Here is a 25,832-nt window from a genome sequence, read left to right on the forward strand (position 1 = left end):
TCATGCTCTTCCAATCTCAAAATATAAAAACACACTTAGTCGGCCCGTAACGTACCGCTCTGTAGTCTACTCACTCCACCGACATCGGTGATCATCGACCATGTCACCTTACTTCCCGCCTTACCTGCTAAGGAAAAAGTCATCTGGCCGAAAGGGGCCAACATTGACGGGGCTTTGTTAAGATCTACTGCCTTGCCGTCAAGTTTCAATTGGGCAAAAGTCTGGTAATACGGTGTTGGGTTAGTCACTACGACAGTATTGCCTGCTCGTATAAATGTCAGTCGGCTATAGGCCTGCTCCGGTGTCATCGGCAGCTTATCTGGCCGGTAGATAAGTTTAATATTCATCCCCAGCGCAATAGACAGAGATGCACCAATCTCTCCTGGTTTCCCATTGCCATTGGCCTTGCTCTCATCTAGTGTTTTCTTCGCCGGAATCGCATTAATACGAAAACGAAACAGAGACTCTCGATCAGCTGGGAAATCACCACCGGTACGTATAACACGCATCACGTTCAAGCTATTACCCTCCATGCGAAACAACGGAGGCAACACGGTAAACTCCGATGAACGGGTATTTGAGTTATCTCCCGGAGTCACGGCAGCTTGTATTAGATACACCTCATCGCCTGAATTCTGCAATGACATGCTTTGCACCTTGTCGCCCTGATGATAAATAATACGTGTCTTCCTCAACATAAGACCCGCATGTGCTGGTGACGATGCCATAACCACCCATATCGCCAGCATTCCCATGACTATCATCTTTTTCATATATCCCACTTCATCTCAGAGAATCAGACAAAATCCCTTGAATACACCCGGCTTAACGCCATCTACTGATACACAAACTCAAAATGTATCTTCACATCCGCAACTCCTCCGCATAATACATTGGTATCGTTACTCTCTGTTTTGCAGGTTACTGGATTATTTGTATCGCCCAGACCTCCCACATACGCCCTGAACCTCCTCATTGTTCCCTCCAATTTCCCACCATTTCCTTTTACACTGTCTGAGAGGTCTACCCTATACGGATCAGTCCCCTTCCTTACCTCTACAAACTTGCTAGTTCCCTCGTCGAATAACCTAACCCCTACTCCTTTAGTACTGTTGTTAACAACATCACTGTCATCAGGCATGAAAAGCTCCCGATCTGTTATGGCAGGCACATCACTCCATATGTAGAAAGCGGGTTTTGATTCGCCTAGATCACAGTCACTAAACATAAAGTTCAGTTCCACGGGATCTCTTGCGATATATTTGCTATTTCTGAGTTCACTGGCATAGACCGGAGCGAAATCATCATTATAAAACCCGGCAAAGCTGGACCCATTCACACTCAACACACAGGTCGGAGGCAATAACATGCCTCTGAAATTGATTGTACGCTCCGTATCCGTATCCGCCTGCACTGGAAAAGTCGTCACACAACCGATGGTCCATCCAATCAGCATCATGAAAAGCAACACATATTTTGCCCTGCTGTGATATGTCATTAATTCACTGTTTATAAGATTGCTATTTTTCGTTTTCATCTAACTCTTTCCGCCTCTCCCAATTTTTATCATCCGTGATAAATCACACCTCACTGATAAGAATATGTAAATGTGACGTGCGCAATCAGCGTCCCGGGTTGAATAACCTTACTATCTATTCCACGTGCGATTGCTACCATTACATACATCTCAGCACTGCCCTCATCAAATTCAACCTGGAACGGGAACTCCATTTCCTGATGATTGATTGACAACTGATCATTCAGCCCTATTTTCTTCTTCTCATTTTCTTCGATTAAAATAATAAACCCCAGCCCCTCAGAGGTACCAGAATCACCGGAACTAGGATCACTAAATATCACACCATGTTCAGCGTCGATGGTATTTCCAGATACAGTGATCTTGGGTATAAGGCCGAGACTCCCCGGATCGCCACAATTCGTTAATTTCAGCTTAAATGACTTGGGGGCTGATACATTCCCTTCATGACTAAACTCCGCCGCCAGCAGGGAACCAAAATTCAGCTCCGAACCCTTCATATCACCACCACCGATCTCTATGTCACAAGGATCAGGATAAACATTTACACGCAGCTGTACGTTTACCCCACTCGTGATCGTCGCAGGGTACTTGGGCTCGGTCTTGGGCTTGGGGTCATCAGCCATGACGCTGCTTGCCAGGAACAGCAGAACCGTTACAGAACTCCAGCAGAAGCAGCGCATCACAACCTGCAATACCGGGTTTCTACCCTTGGTCAGGAAGGTCGACTGGTCATTCAGCCTGCTTTTTTTTTGTTCTGTCGCTGTCCCAAACATCGTGCTCACCTCAAATTAACCCTATCACTCTTCTGTTAACGCGATATCACGCTGCAATGCCGATACATCAACGATAATTAAACGTAAACGTCAGTGTAGCCTTGATTTTTCCTGCCTTTTTGCAGACCGCTACCGTCTGCCCGCCTGCCAAAGCACATACCAGTGAAAATTTCACCGGCACAGTAGGGGTTTTATCGTTTACGATTGTACCTTTATTAGCCAGATGAAAAGGTTCACCGTCCTTTAAATCTGGGGACCATTCTGTTCCACTAAACTTCTTCAATTGCACAGTGATGCCCACTGCCGTTGAAGCTTCGTTTTTTTCATCTGCTCCTTTATCACGAAACAAGCTCTTATCATTCGTACCAACATGATTTCCGGTAACGGTAATCGTGGGAGTAATACTGTTTCTATTGACCACACTCGTGCAATTTCTCAGCGTAATCTGAGTTTCCCTGTTAACTTTTCCTAATACCAAGTCTGCAAACTGCACTATGCCCAGCTCGATATTATTGCTGTCCACAATAACATCACACGTGCCTTGAGTAATTTCAGCCTTAAATGTGGCCCCGGCAGAATTCGCTGCCCACAAGGGACCAGAAGAGAGCCACAGAACCCCACCCATGCCTAGGTAACTCAGGTATCTCTGTATACGCTGAACACAGATCCTGTTAGTCGCTGAAATAGTGGCTCTACTGGACTGTGCCATTGAAGTTCTCTCCACCGCCGAGATCGTTGATCACCGCCCATTCCACTTTCTTTTTGTTCTGATTGTTCTGAGCGGGATAAACATGGGTGCTGAAAGGTGCCAACATTTGCGGATGACTGTCAGAAAACTTCACCGGCACCCCATCAACTTTGATCTGCGTAAAACTGATGTGATAAGGCGAACTGTTGCTGACTTGAACGCCCCCGGGAGCATGGGTAAAGCGCAGCGCTTTGTATGCCAGCTCTGGTGTACCCACCAACCCCGTTGGCCGATAAAATAGTTTGATGGTATTGCCGATGGCATAGGCCAGCCCACCCGAAATCTTAGCGCTTTCAAAGCGCTGGCCCAGAGGGTTACTTCTGGGAATAGCGGAAGCAGTAAAATAAAAGACACTCTCCCGGTCGGTTGGCAATTTGCTGGTATCACCTAAGATGCGCAGGACATTATTTCCTTTAGGATCGAGACGAAATAAAGGCGGTGAGACGAAAAACGGTGTTTTACCCTTACCATCAACGGTGCTGGTGATTTTAGTTGTCACCAGATAAGGGATATTAGTTGTCGTATTGCGCACCGAGACTGTTGCTTCAGCTTTATCCTGTAAAAAAATAATGCGTGTAGCATTGATGCCAAATCCGCCTTCAGCCTGACTCTGTGACGCGAACAAAAACGCGGCAAATACAAGACTTTTTACTATGATGTTAGGAAGTCGGAGTTTACTGATCATCTTTTGTTTCTCATATCTTGGCTCAACCAGCCAGTAGTTGCCTAATAAAAGGCATCATCAATCATCTAAGATTCTTTATCGAAAGAGCCTGAGGAAGCATCCCTCAGGCTGAAACAACATAAACTTAGTTATATGCATAGGAGAAGGTAATAGGTGCGTTAATAGCCTGACCTGATCCTGGCTTAAGGACTGTTGATGCCATATACGCAGAGAATGTTACAGAATAACCATCAAAGTCTTTACCTTTGGCACCTGTACCAGCCGCAGTATCGCCTTTCAGAGGGACATAGCCATTGTTTGGGACAACTTCCTTTTTAGTGCCATTCTCATAAGTTAGTATTGCACCTACATTCTTACCTTTTTCACTGTCATTAAAGATGGTGTTATTCGATCCATCCAATGTTTTTCCTGATACCCGCAGTTGAATTTTGTTTGCATCAGTATTCTGATCATCACAGTTAATAAGAGAGACAGTAATTAATCTAGGAGCCGTACCAACATACGATGCGATGCTTGTTTGATCGTTAAAAGTGCCAGCTTCAAATGCACCTGCCGAAGCGTTCCCCAAATCCACTTTCCCGTTTGCATTGGGGCTAGTTACATCACACGTCGCAGCCACGACCGAACCTGTAATCGTTACCTCGGTATTCTTCTTCACCTGCCCCTCTGCCGAAGCAGACGAAACTACCCCTAAAACCAACGCCGCCACGACGCTTATCTTTAATATCTTTTTCATTTGATTAACCTTACTTAAGTATCTAACAAAAATCATACTTAACTTTACATACTATTTGCTGATAAACAGCAACACTTAGGTGTACATAAATTTGTCACTTAGGACCATTTTGACAATTGAGATACATTGTGGTATTTTTGTATGAAAATGCATCATTACTGAAACAACTTAACGACAATCATCAAAATTTAAGGATATTTTGTTGTTGAATCCGAAAAATAAGATCAACAACTTCAAGCAAGGGGCTTGAGAGACTGGAGTTTGCGTGCGTTGAAAGTAAACAAATTGAGTTATTTTGGTGCAATTGTGGTAGATACATATTGCTTTACAAAGATATACAATTCTGTATCTTTTTTTATTAGAAAATTTTCAGTATAGTTCTATGGCAAGTCTATCTTGATTGTCAAAATGGTCCTAAATGTAACGATCAACGCTTACCTTTCACACCCCAAACTCCTTGAAAACGTTCAGCATTACTCGCTGTATAACGCACAGTGTGACGAATGTTTTTATGTCCAAGGTAATCTTGTATCAGCCGGGTATCCACTCCCCGGTCTGCAAGGGCAAAACCACAGGCATGGCGCAACATATGCGGATGCGAAACGACAGCAATATTCGCCAATTGCCCTAATCGACTAATAATCTGGTAAATCCGCTGACGCGTAAGCGGCTTCCCAGAACGTGACAAGAACAACCAATCACTCTCTGCCCCCAAGAAAGTTTTGCGCACTTTGAGCCATGCCTTAATCGCCCGAACTTCACGGAGCAACAGAGGATGGTTAGTGCAAAATCCTCCTTTTAGCCGCCGGATATACAGGCATCGCTCTTTCAATTCCATATCAGATAACCGTAGATGTCTGGCTTCGCTGACGCGAAAGCCGTGGATAAAACTCATGTACACCAAACAGTAGTTCCGCTCTGGATTAGCGCCGACTTTCGCCATTTCCAACAGGCTTTCCACTTCTGACTGCGTCAGATATTTTCTTTGGCCCATGATTATTTCTCCCAAATATATTGATAGCACAACCCAGCTATTATCCCCTGACAAACCCGCCCTCAATTCCGAGACACAAACCAAGAACAGACAAAACCCGGGGATAAAATACACACCATTAATTTGCCCAAATGGCATGTTGTTCACTGGGGCTACAGAGGGTTATACAGATGAGAGGTAGAATTTAAACACCTTTTTTTGATTATTTTTTTATCACTATGAGATCACGCTGTTGAATTTAGTTGATATATAAGAGTATGTGATCTTGACTGTTACAGGAGGTTAGCGCGGTGTATCAGTATAATTTTCAACCCGTTATTAGGGGGAAGATTACGTTGATTACGTTAAACCCGTCTGTATTATTATGGGTGATAAACCATGCCCGATCCTGCCCGGTAAAACATGATGGACTGCCACACAATCAATGGAGAAAAAAATCGTATGAAAGGCCAACTGCTTGATGCCATCCCTTTGACTTCCCTGCATGGCGTCGGGGCAAGTCAGGCAGCTAAACTGGCAAAAATGGGGCTGATTAGTTTGCAGGATCTGCTGCTGCACTTCCCTCTTCGTTATGAAGACCAAACCCGCCTTTATACGATTAATGATCTTTTACCGGGTATCCATGCCACAGTCACCGGCGAAATCCTCCATACCAATGTTATTTTTGGCCGCCGCCGGATGATGACCTGCCAAATTAGTGATGGTACCGGTGTGCTCACACTGCGTTTTTTTAACTTCACCGCCGCAATGAAAAGCAATCTGGCAAAAGGGAAACAGGTTGTTGCTTACGGTGAAATCAAAAAAGGTATTCATGGCGCGGAAATTATCCATCCTGAGTATAAGATTCAGAATTATGCCGGGAATGTGCATCTCCAAGAGACATTAACCCCTATTTACCCGACAACAGAAGGTGTTCGTCAGGCGACGCTGCGTAAACTGATTGAGCAGGCACTGGCATTGCTTGATACCTGTGCGATTAACGAACTCCTGCCGGAAGAGCTAAGCCGTTCCATGATCAGCCTGCCACAAGCCTTGCATACTCTGCACCGCCCACCACCAGATATTGCGCTGGCAGAGTTGGAAACAGGTAAACATCCGGCGCATCGCCGTCTCATTCTGGAAGAACTTCTCGCTCACCATTTGAGTATGTTAGAAGTCAGAGCTGGCGCACAACGCCATCACGCTCAGTCGCTACCGGCTGAAAACGAGTTAAAACAGCAATTCTTTAATCGTCTGCCATTTACGCCAACTAACGCGCAGCAACGGGTTGTAGCGGAAATTGAGCAAGATCTGGCAAAAGATGTTCCGATGATGCGATTAATTCAGGGAGATGTTGGTTCGGGAAAAACGCTGGTTGCCGCGCTGGCTGCGTTGCGGGTCATTGCGCATGGCAAACAGGTTGCCCTAATGGCACCGACTGAATTGCTGGCAGAGCAGCATGCAAATACATTCCGGCAATGGCTGGAACCTTTGGGTATTCAGATCGGCTGGCTGGCGGGTAAGCAAAAGGGGAAAGCACGTCAGAAACAACAAGAAGCCATTGCCAGCGGGCAGGTCGCCATGATTGTTGGTACGCATGCCATGTTTCAGGAACAGGTGAAGTTTTCCGGTCTGGCACTGGTGATTATTGATGAGCAACATCGGTTTGGTGTGCATCAACGTCTGGCTTTGTGGGAAAAAGGGCGTGAGCAGGGTTTTCATCCACATCAATTGATTATGACCGCAACACCTATCCCCCGAACCTTAGCGATGACTGCTTATGCCGATCTCGATACTTCTATTATTGATGAGCTGCCACCGGGGAGAACGCCGGTCACAACGGTTGCTATCCCGGATACACGCCGTGAAGAGGTGATCAAACGGATCAGAAATGCCTGTCTTGATGAAAACAGACAAGCCTATTGGGTCTGTACGCTGATTGAAGATTCTGATGTGCTGGAAGCTCAGGCTGCGCAAGTCACCAGTGAAGAGCTCACTCTTGCTTTACCGGAATTAAAAGTTGGGTTGGTACATGGCCGAATGAAAGCCGCAGAAAAGCTGGAAGTGATGGAGGCTTTCAAACGTGGAGAGCTACAGCTTCTGGTTGCCACGACGGTTATCGAAGTTGGTGTGGATGTGCCGAATGCCAGTTTGATGGTTATTGATAATCCAGAACGACTTGGATTGGCGCAACTTCATCAATTACGTGGACGAGTTGGCCGTGGGGCTATCGCTTCTCATTGTGTTTTACTTTACAAAACTCCCTTAAGCAGTACCGCCAGAATACGTCTGCAAGTGTTAAGAGATAGCAATGATGGTTTTGTTATCGCGCAGAAAGATCTGGAAATTCGTGGTCCCGGGGAGCTATTAGGAACGCGCCAAACGGGGAATGCCGAATTTGAGGTTGCTGATTTGTTGCGAGATCAGGGAATGTTGCCGGAAGTTCAGCGCATTGCCCGACATATTCACCAACACTATCCAGAACATGCTCGTGCCCTGATTGAACGCTGGTTACCGGAACGGACACATTATAGTAATGCGTGATTGAGAACATGTCAGAGCGGGCTTTTCGCTTCTCAACACTGCCAAAAATACGGATATCTGGTTTTATCCCATAATTAAGATGCTCTGCTACAGAGCTTTCTTTTAATTATTCCGTTTAATTGGCAATGTATTATTTCCAAAGGAATACAAAATATAATTACAATTATTCCTAAATTAACACCAGCGTTAAAAAACATCCCCAGAAAATATAAATGGTTGGTAGATTCACATAATAAGCAACTTTTTATCAAATTCAGTTGATGGTGTGTGCGATATTAGCGCAACGTTATGCTCGAAGGTTAAAACGGGGATAGATATAAATCTACGATAGGAAATTTTCATTAATATATTAATGAAAATTATTATCTTTACATCAATGCAATATTGAATTACTAAGTTTAAATAGTAAATGTTTCTATTAACTCAATGAATGTAATTTTAAATATTTTCTTTTCGAAGTATAAAACCTTGATGGAGGTCACGCAAATAATAGTAGTTTTGTTGGTTTTTTTATCTATACTTATATTTCATTATGGTACATATTAGGGTGTTTTTAAATTAGAGCTAAATAAATCTACGTTGATATAATGGAGAGTTTAATATGATTTATGTCAAAAATCTTTCAGAGAAAGTGGTTAAAGTTGCAATTAGTAAATGGAGTAGTGAAGAAGGTAATGACGAATATATTGAAATTAATACAGGAGAGGTGGCTCAATGGGATAGATCAGATGGGCGCGGTTTTTTAATGGCAGTAGCACACAAAGATAGTGTTACATTTTTATATTCAATAAGATCAAATGGCTACGTGATTATTTCTGATAACGGGGTTTACAATAACGGCGGCCGGATAGATTCTTTATATTCGATACCATCTGTCTAAAAAACTTTATTATCGCACTAGTTTTTTTAATTTAATTTTTTTTCGTATTCCATTGAATTAAATGCAAATATTCATTATTGATATAGTGGAGGATTTATGATTTATGTTAAAAATCTCTCAACTGAACCGGTTAAAGTTTCGGTTAATAAATGTGGAGAGGAAGGTAGAGAGGAATATTTAGATCTTGATTTTGAAGATGTAAAGGTGTGGGATCTATCCGATACGCATGGTTTTGTATTTTCAGTAATACAGAGAGGTATTGAAAAATCATATTCTGCTTCGCAGAACAGTTTTATTATTATTTTTGATGATTATGTACAAGATAGCGGCACTAATATATCTCATTTAGAGAAATAAATGAGAGTTTGTCATCTGATTTAATTCAGTGTTAGACAAAATTAAATCACCATAATCAGGAATGGAATCTCCATTCCTGTACTATTTGTATTCAACGGTTTGCTACTTTCTCCCCTAATGCTTGTTTTTCTGCTTCACTGATAAAGATATTTCCAGCCTATTTATGATTAATCAGTTGCTTTATCAGCTTCTGCTGCCAGTGTTTACAGAATAGGTGTTTAGCCCTAACATTTGATGAATAATATAATAGAAAAAAGTTATCGGCTGATAACTTTAGGTTAATGCTAAATTGATTTTTTGACAGTTGATTTCAGATTATTTTTATCGATAAAGAGTAAAAATTAAAATTATAAGGTTTGAATCACAGAATTTAGGGGGGATGTATATCTTTATGGCTGCCCTTATTAATACATGAATATGTAACTTAATCTACTAAGTATTAAATGTAAAGCAAAAATAAAAATTACTAAGGTGTTTACTGTAATATCCGTTCTATTCTGCTTATAAAAAAGTGAGTTATTTTGGTTTTTTTAGTATTTACGCCACAAATTATTTCATAAAGTTATTGTTTTTTGATATTTATTTGAAAAGTGATTTTGGTAATAACAAGAGCTGGAGAGCTAATATTTAAAATTGAATAAACGATAGGCTGAACCGAGGTATTATAGCTCAGCCTTGGTTTTAGTGTTTTTTAGTAATTCATGATGACAATGGATTAATCATCATATTCACTGTGTACTATATTATCGTTATTAGTATTCCAGGCCACCATCTGACCATTCCTCCGTAAAGCTGCGAATGAATTTTTTGATGCACTTATGCTGATAATATCTTGTAAGCGGGCTATTCCGGGAGGAACCTGGACGTTAGAGCCAGAGATTACGCTCCCATAATTGTTCGCTTGGTATCCCCAAGTAACCACGCTACCGTTCGCTCGTAGGGCAGCGAAAGCATTCTTTGCTGCACTCAGGCTGACAATATCCTTTAATTTAGCGATCTCGGGTGAGGCGCTGCCAATACTACCCCAAGAAACCACGCTGCGGTCTGCTCGTAGGGCTGCGAATAAGCCGTTTATTCGATATGAGCCTATTACTGAATGTAAGCTGATGATATCCTTTAATTTGGCAATTTCGGGTGGGATACTGATATCACCCCAAGAAATCACACTTCGGTCTGCCCGTAGGGCGGCGAAAGTAGAATTTGTTGCACTTAGGCTGACAATATCCCGTAATGTGGCAATTTCTGGCGGGACTTGGCCGCCATACTTCTGATCTCCCCAAGCGACCACGCTACGGTCTACCCGAAGGGCTGCGAAAGCACCATCTGTTTTACTCAAGCTGACAATATCTTGCCATCTTGCAATTTCAGGGGGTATAGAAGGCCCTCTTCCCCAAGTGACTAAGCGGAGGTTTGCCCTACGGACGATGAAATTATTACCTATTGAACTCAGACTGATAATATCCTGTAATTGGGCAATTTCGGATGGGACTTGGCCGCCATAATCCTGATATCCCCAAGCGACCACGCTACCGTTCGCCCGAATAGCCGCGAAAGTATCACCTGTTGCACTGATACTGACGATATCCTGCAATTGGGCAATGTCAGGTGGGATTTGGCTACTACTATAATCATTTCCCCAAGCGACCACGCTACGGTTTGCCCGCAGGGCTGCGAATGCATAATCTGTTGCGCTCAGGCTGACAATATCCTGTAATTTAGCAATTTCGGATGGGACTTGGCCGCCATATTTCTGACCTCCCCAAGCTACCACGCTGCGGTTTGCCCGCAGGGCTGCGAATGCATAATATGTTGAACTCAGGCTGACGATATCCCGTAATTTGGCAATTTCTGGCGGTACAAGGCTTGTCCCCCAGCCGATCACCCTGCCATTTTGCAATAACATGGCGGTTGCGCCGCCAGTAGAGGTGATGGAGATCTTGTTGTCAGAGTTACTATGTATTCCAATCCCAGATTGCTGGAATAGGTTGTTTGGTGAGAACTCGTTATTTTGGTTCATATTATTCTCCTAATAAGGTTATATCGGATTTACCTTACTCACAGGGAGTCTGTACCGTAAAACCTTCGCTCAATGGATTAATTAATTGTCATATTCATTATGCAATTTATTATCATCAGCCGAGCCCCAGCCCACTCTCTGACCATCGGCTCTTAATACTGTGAATGAGTTTCTTGATGCACTTAGGCTAACGATATCTTGTAATCGAGCTATCCCGGGTGGGACTTGATTGCCTTGGTTGCCGTGATAATTGTCTGAATAATCGCCATATCCCCAAGCGACTACGCTACCGTCCATCCGTAGAGCTGCAAATGCGGTTTCTGTTGCACTTATACTGACAATATCCTGCAATGCGGCAATTTCTGGTGGGGTTGTGATATCATTACCTCCCCAAACGACCACACTGCGGTTTGCCCGTAGGGCTGCAAAAGCCCCCGATGTTGTACACAGACTGACGATATCTTGTAATTGGGCAATTTCCGGCGGAATACTGCTACCCGAAGATGGGTTACCCCAAGCGACCACACTGTAATTTGCCCGTAGGGCAGCAAAAGCAAAATTTGTTGCACTTAGACTGACAATATCCCGCAATTGAGCAATTTCTGGTGGGATTTGAGTACCTGAGTTCTTGAACCCCCAGGCGACGACACTGCGGTCCGATCGTAGGGCTGCGAAAGCAGAAACTATTGCACTTATACTGACAATATCCTGCAATTTAGCTATTTCTGGCGGGACCTGACCACCCCAATCTTTAATTCCCCAAGCAACCACGCTGCGATTTGCCCGTAGGGCAGTAAATGCGTGTATTGTTGAACTCAGGCTGGTAATATCCTGCAATTGGGCGATTTCATCAGGTATTTTACCGCCATAAAATTCATCTCCCCAGGCAACTATGCTACCGTTTGTCCTCAGGGCCACGAAAGCAGAGCTTGTTGCCTTCAAGCTGACAATATCCGTCAATTGGGCAATTTCATCAGGTATTTGACCACCATTACCTTCGTTTTCATTTCCCCAGGCGACCACGCTACGGTTTTTCCGCAAAGCCGCGAAAGCATCATCTGTTGCACTTAGGCTAACGATATCTTGTAATTGGGCAATATCGGTTGGGATTTGACTACTAGGGTCATTTCCCCAAGCTATCGCTCTGCCATTTGGTAATAACATGGCAGTTGCCCCTCTGGTAGATGCTATAGAAGTATTATTATCAGAATGACTACCCCTGTCCGGTTGCCAATATTGCTTGATAGGATTACCTACGGTATCCATGTTTGGTGAGGGATCGTTATTTTGATTCATATTATTCTCCTAATGATGGTTATATCGGATTGACCTTTTTACCCACAGGGGAATCTATGCCATAAAATCTATCCCTTGCGGGTTAAACTGAATTTCTACTGCAATTTAATACTAGCTATTCTTTTATGAATAAGATAATAGAAAAAAGTTATCGGCTGATAACTTTAGGTTAATGCTAAATTGATTTTTTGGTAGTTGATTTCAGATTATTTTTATCGATAAAGAGTAAAAATTAAAATTATGAGGCTTGAACCACAGAATTTAAGGGGGATGTACATCTTTATGGCTACTCTTATTAATACATGAATATGTAACTTAATCTACTAAGTATTAAATGTAAAGCAAAGAATAAAAATCACTAAGGGTGGCGTAATATATTTTCTGTTTATAAAAAAGTGAGTTATTTTTTTAGGATTTACATTCAAAACTATTTCGTAGAAAGCGGGAGTGATGAGATTCCAAATGAATAATCGATAGGTTGAATTATTATATTTTTCTCAACCATTGGTTAATGGCCTGAAATAACAAAATAATACTTAATAGATTAATTAATCATATTCACCGTACTCTTTAGTCCTGAATGACGAGGTTTCTCGGAGACTAATTGATAATCATTGCAGAACCGAATAGCGCGGGTAAACTGTCGCGCCGTATTTTTTTAGGTCATCTTAGTCAATAAGTAAGAACGAAATCGATAAGTTGGCTTTAGCCGTTTGAGAGGGGAAACTTATCCCAAACAGGCCAGGCGCTGTGATCGCTAATTTCGTGTATTCACCATACGAATTTGCTCTGCTTCTGGGTGACAATCCACAAGGAATATCATCATCTCAGTAGCATCTTTGCTCAGGTAGAAGCGCACCATCTTTTCGTTGAACTCATGTATTTTCGCCGCAGGCACGCTGATAGCATCTATGCCATTTGACATCAAAATACCGTTCATCATGAAACGGGAAGTACGTTTATTACCGTCAAAGAAGAATTGCTGTAGCGCACCGAAAAGGAAGAATGCGGCCCCCTTTTCGAAAGGCTGACACTCATCCAGTAAGGCAACACCTTCTTGAAAAATACGGTTCAATTCTGGCGCGCCGGGTACAGTAGGTAACGGAGTATGCCGACCATACTCACCCAAACTGACATCTGGAGTGTAATTCTCCTCTTGCCCTTCTCCACGGAACTGCCCCCATTCCAAGGCTTCGTTGCGGGCAACTATGCTATGAAGTTCAGTAAATGTAGCTTTGGTCAACTCAAATTGACCTTTTTTCACCATAAATAACAGTCGCTTGGAACTTTCTGCGAGATTCAGGACTTGTTCCTGGTCGGAAACCTTCCTACCACCGACGGTTACACCATCCAATAATGTCTTCACTTCTGGGAAAGTAAAAGGATTACCTTCAAGCACACTGGCATCCCAAACGAATTCTGCTAGCATCCGGTGAAAACGGAAACATACCCGCTCAATAGAATGAATCGGAACAATAAGAGGAACCGCAGACCGGTCCCAACGAAACCCCAGAGCGTTGAAAAGCTTCATCGTTGCTCATCCTATTTCACAATCTTGAATGTAAAGAACTCTAAAGTTGCTCCACTCTAGAGTTAACATGATAAAATCCACCACTTGAAAGACGTAATCACAGATTAAATAAGTCTCTGTGTCAATCCGGCAAACCCAGATACTCGTTAACAACTTACACTTTTATCCAAATTCTCATTAAGTGTCGTTAATGATCTATAAAACTACTGCGATAGTGTAATAATTCATGGTTATTCACAAAGATCGCACTGTCTTCCTCAACCTGCATTTCTATGTGGTTCTCAGGCTTATCAACATGCCTTAAGAATTCACAAATAACCTCTGGATTCCATTCTTAACAATGAATTACTCCATTAGAATTTACAACCACTTATCTACGTACCTTGAAGGCCATATCTCGGCGGGATCACACTCTAAAGCAGCAGCAATAAGTTTCTGACCTTTGGGCCAGCGGCGTTGCAGGGTATTAGCAAGAGTAGATGATGCTAATCCAGCCTCTCTTGAAACTGCCGCTAATGATGTTCCCCGTTTTTTCAATGCTGCGATGATGTCCGCTGGATGCCAATCTTGATCTTTCACTTTAATACTCCTTATTACAAATAATTTTAATATGAAGAGATAAGTCGAAGTAATCGCAAAGTTTATTCAATAAAATGAAATCAATGATGGGAACAATCTATATGAGATCATTTAAAATCGGAAAGTCTAATATTCAATCACGGTGATAGCCAAAACGTAAGAATAAGGGTGAAACCGAGAACAAGATAAATTTACTCTCAAGCCAGAATAATCAAAGGAGTTAGGCGTTGGAACTTAAGCAATTACGTTATTTTGTCGCTGTAGCGGAAACTTTGAATTTTCGACGTGCAGCGGAACGCTTGCATATCACGCAACCCCCTCTCAGCCAAAGTATTAAATCCCTTGAATCGTCTTTGAATGTGAAACTTTTTCACCGCAATACTCATGGTGTCCAATTAACAAAAGCAGGTGAAGTTTTTTTAGATGAAGCTCTGGATGTTTTGGCCGCCGCCCAACGTAGTATCAATAGAGCCAAACAAGCAAAAGTTGGAGAAATTGGTGTCTTGCGTGTCGGATATTCTGCCAGTTCAATCTTTTCATCTGTTTTAACCTCTGCTTTATCTGTTTTGCTGAAGGAACGTCCCAAGCTTGAATTGCAACTCTGCGAGGGTAATGCATTTACACATTTAACTGCTTTACGCTCAAGGCGTCTTGATGCAGCAATACTTAGAGCTGATTTAAGTAATGAATCGGTTAAAGGGTTAAGGATTCTTTATTTAGGAATGGAACCACTTTATGTGCTACTACCTGAGGGGCACTTTCTAGCCTCTGCAAAAGGAATTAAACTTCATGAACTACAAGAAGAACGATTGCTTTTACAACCAGCCAGTCACGGAACTTTTTTACGACGCCAAATAGAGTCATTATCAGAAAAGACTGGCTTTTCACTGTCACACTTTCTTGAAGTGCCCAATATTGCCAATATGATTTGCTTTGTTTCCGCTAACCTTGGTGTAGCAATCCTACCTGCCAGTGTAGCGAAAATTGCTCACGGCCTAGTAGCGATTCCTCTTCTGGAAACAGGAGCCACACAATCCTTAATGCTCGTTAGTGTACAGGGGAATTCTTTGGCAGAACATCTGGACAAAACACTCCGAAAATTGGCGATAAATGCCAAATAATACTTTTAATAAAGTTAAAGATTCTGCAAAAATATTTCCCTTACTATCATCATAGTTATCGCCTTAATTACATTTAGTAACAAAATTGAGCGGTGGTAGAAGATTTGAATTATGAATTACAGCAGAACACAATCACAATACTGCACCAAATAAATAGCTGGTGCAGTACTCTAATTTACCCCTGCACTGCCGGGAATATTGGCAACAGTAAATAAAGTTTAATCACAATCGCGTTAACGATATCGATAAAGAACGCACCTACCATCGATTAAGTAATAACCCCTTCATATATATGTCTAAATATTAGATATGAGACAAATGGGGTTTAAATAACGGGGTCAATTTAGAAATATCAACCGTCTTTTCTGCTTTATCAAGGCTATAAGATTCTTGCAGTTTCAACCACAACCGTGGAGAGCTACCAAGTACTTTAGATAACTTTACCGCCATTTCTGGCGTGACTGCCACTTTACACGAAACTAAACGTTGAGCCGTAGACGGAGCAACATTTAATGCCCGCGCAAGATCACGAATTCCCAAGCCTAGCTCTTCCAAAGAATCAGCAATAATTTCGCCTGGATGAGGGGGGTTGAACATTTTCATTAGTGATGCTCCTCATAGTTAACGATATACGCATCACCGTCGATAAATTCGAATGTAATACGCCAGTTCCCTGAAACAGTCATTGCCCACTGCCCTCTCCTATCTCCCGTCAAAGGAGTAAGTTATATCCGGGAAGATTGATTTCTCCTACATCCTCTGCATCGTAGTTTTTACCCATCACACGGACACCGTTATTTTTAACAAGGTTTGTCAACAGTCTGACTATTTACCATGTAAATGGTGTTCCATATACTGTCAATTATTCATTGTTTCACAAACATAACTTCGCAGAAAAATGAAACACGCATTGAGCGCAGGCAAAAACGAAGAGTGACTGCTCCCCGCCGTAAACGGCGAGGCTTCCCACTTCCTAGGCCGCAGCCGTCTGTGCGACGGATTTACGCAGGCCTCCATGGGCAGAAACGACGAGTCCCGCCGCCTGTAATTCAAATAGGCCTTGCTGTCCAAAATTCAGCGCAGCGTTGAGATCCGATCGTGCTCTGTGTGGCATGCCGGACATTGCCAGAGCCGTTTGTGGAGCGGCATTTCCGGCATCTTATGACCGCAACAATGGCAGGTTTTCGAGCTGGCAAACCATTGATCCAGCTTCACCAGATGAACACCTGTTTCTGCCGCCTTGTATTCCAGTTTGGTGATGAATCCAGCCCAACCCGCGTCCCCAATGGAACGTGCCAGCCTGTGATTTTTCATCATGTTCGCCGCTTTCAGCGTCTCGACAATTACCGCTTGGTTTTCGTCAACAATTGCGCGAGATAATTTATGTTGAAAATCGGCACGGGCGTTGGCTACCCGTTCGTGAACTGCTGCAAGCTGTATGCGGGCTTTACATCTGTTGGCACTTCCCTTTTTCTTACGGGAAAGCGCTTTCTGCTTCCGTCGTAGATTGTGGCTGGCATTGATCAGATGGCGGGGATTGGCAATCTTATTACCGTCCGATTTGATGGCAAAATGCGTCAGCCCCATATCCAGACCGGTAACATTTGCTATCAGGGTNGGCTTCGCTGGNGCTTCNNTCTGCTCGNCACNNAGTANCNNAGNGTANNNTTTTCCCGTTACGGAACGGCTCANAGTAATACTTTTCANTGAGCCAGANATTTCACGGNGTAAACGCGCTTCANTCGGCGAAATTTTCGGNATTTTGATCGCGCCATCAAGCNCTTNGATTCCAACACAATGATAGCTCGATTGTCTGCCGNGTTTGCGTTTGAACGAGGGATAACGCGCTTTTTTCTTCGGATTGACAATTACCGAAAAAGCAACGTAAACATTGATAACCTCCTGTTGATGTTCACTGGAGTCATATTCTTTTAGCTATCCATATCTACAATACTTTTTCCTTTCGGCAAGCAAGGCTTCGGTAGCTTCTCCCCTATTTCAATTTGCAACGCGCTTTCTGCTACCGTGTCACATAGTGGTTGGGGTTGTGCTGAACGCGAAAATTGCCACTCCTATTAGCGCATTGAGAGATTCAGCCTGGTCTTGTGTCCGATATACACNTNNTTTCGNGGGGAACGTCCCCAACATACCCAGCACAAACTCGTGTTATGTTGGAGGTGATGGGAAATATTGTTTGGCGGATTTTCAGGAATCCCTTGAGGGCTTTCTGCGGAGGCTTCATGCTGTAAGTAAACTGGTCCTGCTTCTGATCTTTACGACAAGGTATCGACGCCTGGTATTCGACGGAGAGAAGAACGCCCACCTGCCCCGGGCTCCCAATGGAGCGGGGGCAAAAGTGGTTTGCCACATTGTCCAGATGGACCGCCAACTAGACCATTACCGTTTGCTGATCGCCCACCCGCCCACACTGTAATTTATGGTGATGGTCAATAATTGAAAATCGGAATCGTTCCGGAAGTGCTGCCAGCTGTCACACGTTTGCGGACTGTTGCAACTTCCCTTTTCTGTGGGGAAAGCGCTTTCTGCCTGTAGCGCCGAGGGCGGCCCAAAAATCAATTGTAACATGTATCGATACAGGATACCATTAACCATGATTAAGATGTTCAGGGATCAGTGGTTGGATGATTATTACTTTCGCGGTGAAAAGTCACCCAACATACCCAGCACAATTGAAAGTGCTTTAAAGCGTAAGCTCGATATTATCCATGTCGCTAAAGGCGAGAAGGATTTAAGGGTGCCACCGGGTAACAGATTTGAGCATCTGGAAGGCAATCTAAAAGACTGGTGTTCGATCCGCGTTAACAAGCAATATCGCCTGATATTCCAATGGGATGCAGGCGAGGCTAACGGGATCTATCTGGACCCCCATACATACAGGTAAGAGGTGAAACTATGATTGAAGCACTAAGAATTCCCGCTCATCAACCTACCAGTGTGGGCACTATGCTCAAAGAAGAATTTCTAGAACCCTTGGGTATCACCCAGGGCGAACTGGCAAAAGCTATGGGCGTAGGCCGGAAGACCGTCAATGAGCTGTGCGGTGGTCGGCGTGGAGTGACTGCGGAAACTGCCTTTTTGCTGGCAAAGGTTTTGGGAACCACACCGGAGTTTTGGCTTAACCTCCAGTTCATCAATGACATGTGGCTGGCTCAGCATAATGAGGTTTTGGCTGACAAACTGGAACGCGCGCGGCCCTTGGTGGCCACCTAGTTGCGAATATATTACGTTGTATTGTCGTTTTGACGGTGAAACTATGACGATGCTTGTCTAAGAATAAATAATGATAAATGACGGTTAATGAAAAATTTCTGACGCAGCGGTAACGTTACCAACCGGTGACCTTACCGCAGGATTTCTCCGATGAGGAAAGGGCCAGGGACTGGATCTTATCGAAGGCTGACAAGAAGTAACAAAATTGAATGGTATAGAAGATTTGAATGATGAATTACAGCAGAACACAACGACAATACTGCACCAACTGAATAGCCAGTGCAGTATCTCTCTAATTTGCCCCTACACTGCTGGGAATATTGGCAACAGCAGATAGAGCTTAATCACAATCGCGTTAACGATATCGATAAAGAACGCACCTACCATCGGCACCACCAGAAACGCCACATGAGAGGGTCCGAAACGGTCGGTAATCGCCTGCATGTTTGCAATGGCTGTCGGTGTCGCCCCCAAGCCAAAACCACAATGGCCCGCAGCAAGAACCGCTGCATCGTAGTTTTTCCCCATCACACGATAGGTAACAAAAATTGCGTACAACGCCATGACAACAGCCTGTATCGCAAGAATTGTCAGCATTGGTAATGCCAGAGATGCCATCTGCCACAATTTCAGGCTCATCAACGCCATTGCCAGAAACAACGAAAGACTCACGTTACCCAAGACAGAAACCGCCCGGTCAAATACCCGGTAAAAACCTAACGCCGACAGGCTGTTACTGAGGATAACCCCAATAAATAACACACAAACGAATGTCGGTAATTCAAACCATGTACCTTGCATAAGCTCAGAAACAAAATTACCTGCCATCAGGCAGATAGAGATCAATGCGATAGTTTCCAGCATGACCAATGGTGTAATCATCCGACCGGTATAAGGTTTTTCAAACGCCGTTGGCACTTCGGTATCATCGGCCTTCAACCCTGGGGTTTTTGTATTCTTCACCAGAAAACGAGCAACCGGTCCACCAATCAGACCACCTAGCACCAAACCGAAAGTCGCACAGGCCATTGCCACTTCTGTTGCATTTTCAAAGCCATAACGCTCAATAAACAGTTTACCCCAGGCAGCACCGGTACCATGACCACCCGACAGCGTAATAGAACCCGCCAGCAAGCCCATTAATGGATCCAGCCCCAGCAGTTCAGCCAGCACAATACCCACGGTGTTCTGAACCAACAACAGGCCAACAACGACAAAAACAAAAGTGAAAAGTACCTTACCACCCGCTCGCAAACTGGAAAGATTCGCATTCAGGCCAATAGTGGCAAAGAAAGTTAACATCAAAGGGTCTTTAAGGGACAAATCAAAGCTGATTTCCCAACCCGTCGTTTGCTTAAGGACTAAAAGTACAAAAGCAACTAACAGGCCACCCGCAACAGGTTCAGGAATGGTGTATTTTTCAAGAAATGGGACTGATTGTACGAGTTTTCGCCCAATTAATAGTACTAATGCAGACGCAACAAGCGTGCCATAAACATCAAGATGATACATCTATGTACCCCAGCTATATTGTTAAAATTATGTAAATTCTTACGACGTTAGACTCATCCTTTAGAAAACGCCAAAAGCAGGCAACGCTGGATTAGAAAAAAAATCAGCAACAAACACAAGCTAAAACATATAAAAATGTGACCAGAATGAATCATGAGAGGTAACAGAATCTTTGCGCAAACGATTGCTTTTGTGTGGTGGATCATTAAAATGCGTTCTTTGTTGGCCCGGAATTTCACATCATGCCCACCACTGCCATAAACTCTGTTTACTGCCTGTCAGCATTTATTGGCAATGTTTGTCGCGGATCACGCCGGCAATTTTAATCTGCCAAGCGCTGGAGCTGCCTGCTCACGATACACAGCAGATAATCAACTTAATAATCACGCACATAAAATCACAGTTGTGCGTGATTATGGTTTAGCCTAGCGGCTGGAAGGCCAAATAAAATCGTCACCGATCCAACCATCAAGATCGTATTCACTCATACACTGTTCAGCAAATCCCTTACATTGATCCACTAAACCCGACGATTGGGCAGCCAATAACACGTCTATTCTGACAGTTTCATGGTTGCCAGAGTAATTGCGCTCATATAATTCATGCCTGCCAGCGAATTCGGTACCAATTGAGTCCCAAATCAGTTTCATCAGTTTAACCCGTTCAACTGCGCTGTAACCATTGGAACCTCGCACGTATTTATCAAGATAGGGAGACAGCTCTGGGTTAGAAAAATCACTGGCATGAGAGTTAACATAAATCAAGGCACTCCCTAAATCCTGTTCAATAATTTCTTTCACCCGCGGATAACCCAGCGTCATAAACCAACGATAAGCCATTCCATACTCATATCGAGGCAATAAGGCATCCTTACCCCAGGACTCCGGAGATTTAATCATCGCATCACTGAGCGCCCAAAACATATTACGCCATGCCAATACTTCACCAACCCGTGTTTGTACGCCACGAAAATCCTTCGTACCCGTGGCTTCAACCCCCTTAATAATTAATCCACAAAGAAAATCAAGTTTAACAGCCAACCGGGTCACACCATGCAGCATAGCCCGATGAAAATAACCAGATTCAGCAAAAAATAACGAGACTTTATCTACATCGCCATAGATAAATACGTTCTCCCAAGGAACCTTCACTTTATCCATAATAATAATCGTATCGTTCTCATCAAATCGGGAAGAGAGCGGATAATCAAAAGGACTGCCTATTTTATCAGCCGCCAGTGCGTAAGAGGGACGACAGATTAATTTCAGTCCTGGCGCATTCATCGGTAAGGTACAGACCAACGCAAATTCCCGCTTCTTTATCGGTAAACCATAATGACCAATAAAGTTGTAGTGGCTAATCGCCGACCCCGTGGCAACAACTTTTGCGCCGCTGACAATTAATCCATCATCGCACTCTTTTTCAACATGAATACAAACATCACCAATTTCATCAGGAGGTAAATGGCGATCTACCGGTGGGTTAATAATTGAGTGATTCCAGTAAAACACGTTTTCCTGTGAGCGGGCGTACCAGTTTTTTGCATTATCAGCAAACTCACCATAAAATTCTGGGTTTACGCCTAGTGAGGTAAGAAACGCCGCCTTATAGTCAGGACTTCTACCCAACCAACCATAATTCATACGAGCCCACGCGGCGATAGCATCACGATCCGCAATTAAATCCTGCTGTGAACGCGGCACACGGAAAAAGGGATGGGTTACACCACAACTCCCCGTATCTGTAGCCGTGGTCAGTACGTCACGATAAACGGGATCATGCAAAGCGTCGTAGAGTTTCGCAACAGCGCGGGCTGGATTTTGAAAAGCAGGATGGCGGGCAACATCGTGGATACGTTCACCATAAGCCCAGACTTCCCGACCATCGTTTAGCCCATCCAGAAATTCCTTTCCAGTCAGTGGGCTGGTCATGCGGATACTGCTTTCATGCGACGATTTTTGTTTCATGCTTTCTGACATAATAGATTCCTTACGTTATTTATTTGCTGGAAGATGGATGAAAGTAAACGATGAAGTCTTATTTCAATCATCAGTAAAACTGAGAAAGGAATAGAAGTGATTACGAAAAAAATCATTATTCCACTTATAACCATCCATTAATACATTAATTCATTCGGATGTTATTAGCTATATTACCATGAGATAAAATATAGACTTAATAATTGCATTAATTACACAAGATAATTATTAACAAATTCATGCAAGAATCGTAACACCTTAATATGAAATAACTTATCATGAAAGACACAAATAAAATCAAGCAAAAATCAATATCTAAAAGTTATTTTAAAACAATAAAACAACACTAATAACTCCTTATTTTTTTATTATCTCATCACATGAAACTATTAGAATTTATAACTAATATAGTTATTTATTGGTATTTTGGTTTTATCGTTCAATTATGCAAGCATTACAAATAATAATTTCTCCTCGCTCATAACTTTTATTCACCATCTCTTGAGTGAACACAAAAATTACGGCATAAAAGGAAGTTATAAGCTGATTAAATTGGAGTCTGATGATGAGATGGTTAGGAAAATTGCTGGTTACTCTGTCATTACTGCTAATACTGACAGTAGTCACTCTTTATGTCGTTATTCAGACAAGCTGGGGCGCTCGCCAATTGAGTCAATGGCTCAGTAATAACAGTGATTATCAGGTTCAGATTGGCAATATCGAACATTACTGGTCACAACCCGGCACCCTGACGTTCACCAATATCGCCCTTAGTAATAAACAACACTCTTTTACCTTAGAGGCTCAAGTTGCGGCATTCGATTTCAACTGGCAGCAACTCACTTCTCCGCATCATTTTCACCGTCTGTTATTGCAACAGGGCCAATTAACAATAAAAGGCGAACGGCAATCCTTACCTTTTAGCGCCAATATCCTGCAACTCAATCAAATGTCTATTCAGTCAGAAAATGCAGACTGGCAGGTCCAAGGGGAAAATATTACCGGTGGCATCACTCCCTGGAACCCTCAATCAGGTGAATTGGCAGGGAATGGAAAATTTCAGTTCAGTGCCGATCAGCTGAACTTAAATAATATTTCTCTTGAAAAGGTGGTTATGCAAGGGAATAACCAACAGAATACACTGATTATCCGCTCATTTGGTGCAACATTGGCACGCGGTTCGGTATCCGGTAATGGGCAACGTCTACCCGATGGGAGCTGGCAGTGGGATAATTTACTTATCAGTGATATTCGCTGGCAGACTGCCATGACACTTGAAGAGTTATGGCTGAAAACCAGTAAATTACCCGCAGTGAGCATTAAAGATCTGAGCCTCACTAATGCCAAGCTGGAAGGTAAAGGCTGGTCTGCTAACTATCTGGATGCCTCAGTAAAAAATATCGGTTTGGTTAACGGGAACTGGCAAGGGAAAGAAGGAATTATTGATTTCAACGTAATGGATACTACGCTGAATGATCTTCATGTCACCGACGCTATTGGTCACCTTATTCTTGCCGGAAATGAGCTTAATATTTCCAATCTTACTGCCCGTTGGGAAAAGGGATTATTCCACATCAAAGCTCAATGGAACCACCAAACAAAGCAGTTTAAAATCGCAAATGCAACGGTTGCGGGTTTAACTTATACTTTGCCGCAAAACTGGCATCAGTTACTGAAAGAATCACTGCCTAAATGGATATCCGGCTTTTCCATTAACGGGATGACGATTAATAACAGCCTATTGGTTGATATCAATCCCGATTTTCCATTCCAGCTTACCGCTCTTAATGGTTATGTCGATAACATGGAATTACTGAAAGATGGAAGATGGGGGATTTGGAGCGGATCTTCAAATCTGAGCGCCACCAGCGCAACATTCAACAAAGTTGAATTAAACCTCCCTTACCTTAAATTACACACAGAGGGAAATAAACTCATCCTCGACCAATTAGATGCCTCTGTTGATGATGGGTTACTGAAAATTAAAGGCACAGTAGATCAACAGGTACAGAAACCATTCTCTTTAAGTTTCCAGGGAATGGATGCGGATTTAACTATTTTACATCAATGGGGTTGGGTTCCGTTGAAATTACAGGGTATAGGCAATTTCACTCTGCAGATACAAGGCGATCTTTCTGCTGAAGACGTGAAAAGTTCCATCAGTGGCATACTTGATGCTACTGATAAACAATCAGGCAAAGAAACTCAGGTAATCGATAAGGGGCAAATATCCATACAAAATTGTGAAACCTGCTCAGTTATCTTATAAATCAATAGGAGATCCGGCTTTCCATGACATTCCAGATACCCAATATATCCCCTTCATGAGTGCTCTTTATATTCACGGGGAAGTGGTTTTCCCGGGACAAGCAGCTGTAATACGGTATTAATAACAGAAATAGCTGATTTATCATGGTGACTGCTCCCCGCCGTAAAGAGGGTGTCGCATAAGGGGCGTGTTCTCCGCTAAGATCTGCGTACTTCTTTTAAGCGCAGATCTTTTATGACCTTATTCATTCGAAAACGGGAACCTTCTATTCATCCTGGACTTCTCTTTGTCTCCGCTCACCACTTACCTGTCTTAGGGGGTTCTCTTTCCCTTTCTGATTCTCTCCTGCAAATGGGGGAGCATATTGCATTTTTTGGGGCTGACATTCTTGATGAGCAAGATTGGGCTCCCTTTGAACGCCATTATGCTTCCCCAGGTAAACCCCCTGCTTCTCCCCCTTCCCTGATGGGGATCCTACTTTATGGGATCATGCCAGGTCACGGCTCTGTCAGAGAATTTGAACGACTTGCGCGTTTCAATTAACGCTGTATCTGTGCCAGTCAGGGAATTACGCCTGATCACGCCAGTCTGGGGCGTTTCATTTATCAACACCAATCTGTCCTGACCGGGCCGTTTTTTGAAGCACTGACCTTCTCCATTTTGCACCGGATCCATTCGGGGGTTTCGTGTCTGGCCGGTGACGTTACCTTGATTGAGGCGGTCTGTTCTCATTACCACCTTTTAACTCAGGAAGCGATTTCACGCGAAAATTTTGCCCTCCTGGCAATGTTTGCCACATTGCTCATAGAGAAACGCATGAAACAATTGGAACAGGGAGCCGACGTCTTACGGCACCGACAAGAAAATAGGGAAAAAAAGGGGAAGGAGGCCAGCCAACTGCGTATCAATCCAACCAAACCCGATGCCTTCTTCCAAAAACTCAAGCGGGGAAGAGGATTTTCAACTTCTTATAAACCGTCTGTTTTGGTCAACTTCAGACGTATTATTGTCGTTCAAACGGTTAGACCCCTCCAGTGAAACCCAAGTGATAGCCGCGTTAT

At 43.3% G+C, this 25,832-nt stretch carries 23 protein-coding genes and 3 pseudogenes; 10 read left to right on the forward strand and 16 right to left on the reverse strand.

Features of this window, described 5'->3' with window-relative positions; all coding sequences use genetic code 11:
* Positions 1-35 precede the first annotated feature (35 nt).
* From PTE_RS10840 to PTE_RS10870, 7 genes are all read right to left on the reverse strand, one after another.
* Positions 36-773 (reverse strand): fimbrial biogenesis chaperone, encoded by a 738-nt coding sequence (locus PTE_RS10840; protein WP_241826131.1) that lies wholly within the window; start codon positions 771-773, stop codon positions 36-38.
* 62 nt (positions 774-835) lie between these two features.
* Positions 836-1,537 (reverse strand): fimbrial protein, encoded by a 702-nt coding sequence (locus PTE_RS10845; RefSeq protein WP_036846193.1) that lies wholly within the window; start codon positions 1,535-1,537, stop codon positions 836-838.
* A 50-nt stretch (positions 1,538-1,587) separates the two neighbouring features.
* Complete coding sequence (locus PTE_RS10850; RefSeq protein ID WP_036846196.1) at positions 1,588-2,313, reverse strand: fimbrial protein; 726 nt, start codon at positions 2,311-2,313, stop codon at positions 1,588-1,590.
* 67 nt (positions 2,314-2,380) lie between these two features.
* Positions 2,381-3,022 carry a fimbrial protein gene (locus PTE_RS10855; protein ID WP_241826130.1) on the reverse strand — a complete coding sequence of 214 codons (642 nt, stop codon included), beginning with the start codon at positions 3,020-3,022 and terminating at the stop codon, positions 2,381-2,383.
* Positions 3,006-3,746: a fimbrial biogenesis chaperone gene (locus PTE_RS10860; protein WP_036846199.1), complete on the reverse strand. Its 741-nt coding sequence runs from the start codon at positions 3,744-3,746 to the stop codon at positions 3,006-3,008. The genes PTE_RS10855 and PTE_RS10860 overlap by 17 nt, the downstream gene beginning before the upstream one ends.
* A gap of 124 nt (positions 3,747-3,870) precedes the next feature.
* On the reverse strand, positions 3,871-4,482 hold the full coding sequence (locus PTE_RS10865; protein ID WP_036846203.1) for a fimbrial protein: 612 nt from the start codon (positions 4,480-4,482) through the stop codon (positions 3,871-3,873).
* Positions 4,483-4,909: 427 nt separating this feature from the next.
* Positions 4,910-5,476, reverse strand: coding sequence for a tyrosine-type DNA invertase (locus PTE_RS10870; protein WP_036846205.1), 567 nt, complete (start codon positions 5,474-5,476; stop codon positions 4,910-4,912).
* 441 nt (positions 5,477-5,917) lie between these two features.
* On the opposite strand from PTE_RS10870, the gene recG reads away from it, so the two are divergent.
* From recG to PTE_RS10885, 3 genes are all read left to right on the forward strand, one after another.
* A complete protein-coding gene (recG, locus tag PTE_RS10875) occupies positions 5,918-7,999 on the forward strand; it encodes an ATP-dependent DNA helicase RecG (RefSeq protein WP_036846578.1) in 2,082 nt (693 codons plus the stop codon).
* A 601-nt stretch (positions 8,000-8,600) separates the two neighbouring features.
* Positions 8,601-8,879, forward strand: coding sequence for a hypothetical protein (locus PTE_RS10880; RefSeq protein ID WP_036846208.1), 279 nt, complete (start codon positions 8,601-8,603; stop codon positions 8,877-8,879).
* Positions 8,880-8,975: 96 nt separating this feature from the next.
* On the forward strand, positions 8,976-9,236 hold the full coding sequence (locus tag PTE_RS10885) for a hypothetical protein (RefSeq protein ID WP_036846211.1): 261 nt from the start codon (positions 8,976-8,978) through the stop codon (positions 9,234-9,236).
* Positions 9,237-9,951: 715 nt separating this feature from the next.
* Here PTE_RS10885 and PTE_RS10890 read toward each other — a convergent pair.
* From PTE_RS10890 to xreR2, 4 genes are all read right to left on the reverse strand, one after another.
* A complete protein-coding gene (locus tag PTE_RS10890; protein ID WP_036846214.1) occupies positions 9,952-11,253 on the reverse strand; it encodes an RCC1 domain-containing protein in 1,302 nt (433 codons plus the stop codon).
* An 81-nt stretch (positions 11,254-11,334) separates the two neighbouring features.
* Positions 11,335-12,549 (reverse strand): RCC1 domain-containing protein, encoded by a 1,215-nt coding sequence (locus tag PTE_RS10895; RefSeq protein WP_036846217.1) that lies wholly within the window; start codon positions 12,547-12,549, stop codon positions 11,335-11,337.
* Between the two features lie 757 nt (positions 12,550-13,306).
* On the reverse strand, positions 13,307-14,080 hold the full coding sequence (locus PTE_RS10900) for a Fic family protein (RefSeq protein WP_036846220.1): 774 nt from the start codon (positions 14,078-14,080) through the stop codon (positions 13,307-13,309).
* A 360-nt stretch (positions 14,081-14,440) separates the two neighbouring features.
* Positions 14,441-14,659 carry a cell morphology transcriptional regulator XreR2 gene (xreR2, locus tag PTE_RS10905; RefSeq protein WP_036846223.1) on the reverse strand — a complete coding sequence of 73 codons (219 nt, stop codon included), beginning with the start codon at positions 14,657-14,659 and terminating at the stop codon, positions 14,441-14,443.
* A 227-nt stretch (positions 14,660-14,886) separates the two neighbouring features.
* Here xreR2 and PTE_RS10910 point away from each other — a divergent pair, with 227 nt between their 5' ends.
* Entirely contained in the window at positions 14,887-15,780 is an 894-nt protein-coding gene (locus PTE_RS10910; RefSeq protein ID WP_036846226.1) for a LysR substrate-binding domain-containing protein, read from the forward strand.
* 303 nt (positions 15,781-16,083) lie between these two features.
* Here PTE_RS10910 and PTE_RS10915 read toward each other — a convergent pair whose 3' ends face one another.
* The 3 genes and pseudogenes from PTE_RS10915 to PTE_RS10920 form a co-directional block, all read right to left on the reverse strand.
* Positions 16,084-16,383, reverse strand: coding sequence for a HigA family addiction module antitoxin (locus tag PTE_RS10915; RefSeq protein WP_036846228.1), 300 nt, complete (start codon positions 16,381-16,383; stop codon positions 16,084-16,086).
* A pseudogene (locus PTE_RS26490) lies at positions 16,383-16,525 on the reverse strand (type II toxin-antitoxin system RelE/ParE family toxin); the annotation flags it as partial. The pseudogene PTE_RS26490 and the gene PTE_RS10915, both read right to left, overlap by 1 nt.
* A gap of 228 nt (positions 16,526-16,753) precedes the next feature.
* A pseudogene (locus PTE_RS10920) lies at positions 16,754-17,928 on the reverse strand (RNA-guided endonuclease InsQ/TnpB family protein).
* A gap of 463 nt (positions 17,929-18,391) precedes the next feature.
* Here PTE_RS10920 and PTE_RS10930 point away from each other — a divergent pair.
* Positions 18,392-18,682, forward strand: coding sequence for a type II toxin-antitoxin system RelE/ParE family toxin (locus PTE_RS10930; protein WP_036846579.1), 291 nt, complete (start codon positions 18,392-18,394; stop codon positions 18,680-18,682).
* A gap of 11 nt (positions 18,683-18,693) precedes the next feature.
* On the forward strand, positions 18,694-19,011 hold the full coding sequence (locus PTE_RS10935) for a HigA family addiction module antitoxin (RefSeq protein ID WP_036846231.1): 318 nt from the start codon (positions 18,694-18,696) through the stop codon (positions 19,009-19,011).
* Positions 19,012-19,314: 303 nt separating this feature from the next.
* Here PTE_RS10935 and gltS read toward each other — a convergent pair whose 3' ends face one another.
* Positions 19,315-20,523: a sodium/glutamate symporter gene (gene gltS / locus PTE_RS10940; protein WP_036846233.1), complete on the reverse strand. Its 1,209-nt coding sequence runs from the start codon at positions 20,521-20,523 to the stop codon at positions 19,315-19,317.
* A gap of 246 nt (positions 20,524-20,769) precedes the next feature.
* Here gltS and PTE_RS26495 point away from each other — a divergent pair.
* Positions 20,770-20,902: pseudogene (locus PTE_RS26495) on the forward strand (hypothetical protein); the annotation flags it as partial.
* A 46-nt stretch (positions 20,903-20,948) separates the two neighbouring features.
* Here the strand turns inward: PTE_RS26495 and PTE_RS10945 are convergent.
* Complete coding sequence (locus tag PTE_RS10945) at positions 20,949-22,490, reverse strand: 4-hydroxyphenylacetate 3-hydroxylase family protein (protein ID WP_036846580.1); 1,542 nt, start codon at positions 22,488-22,490, stop codon at positions 20,949-20,951.
* Positions 22,491-23,064: 574 nt separating this feature from the next.
* On the opposite strand from PTE_RS10945, the gene PTE_RS10950 reads away from it, so the two are divergent.
* The 3 genes from PTE_RS10950 (at position 23,065) to PTE_RS25720 (ending at position 25,809) form a co-directional block, all read left to right on the forward strand.
* Positions 23,065-24,771, forward strand: a complete 1,707-nt coding sequence (locus PTE_RS10950) for an AsmA family protein (protein ID WP_241826049.1) — start codon at positions 23,065-23,067, stop codon at positions 24,769-24,771.
* Between the two features lie 234 nt (positions 24,772-25,005).
* Positions 25,006-25,314 carry a transposase gene (locus PTE_RS24530; RefSeq protein WP_245219042.1) on the forward strand — a complete coding sequence of 103 codons (309 nt, stop codon included), beginning with the start codon at positions 25,006-25,008 and terminating at the stop codon, positions 25,312-25,314.
* Between the two features lie 165 nt (positions 25,315-25,479).
* Positions 25,480-25,809 carry a hypothetical protein gene (locus PTE_RS25720; protein WP_165577089.1) on the forward strand — a complete coding sequence of 110 codons (330 nt, stop codon included), beginning with the start codon at positions 25,480-25,482 and terminating at the stop codon, positions 25,807-25,809.
* Positions 25,810-25,832: the final 23 nt, after the last annotated feature.

This window comes from Photorhabdus khanii NC19, from assembly GCF_000517265.1.
Taxonomy (GTDB): domain Bacteria; phylum Pseudomonadota; class Gammaproteobacteria; order Enterobacterales; family Enterobacteriaceae; genus Photorhabdus; species Photorhabdus khanii.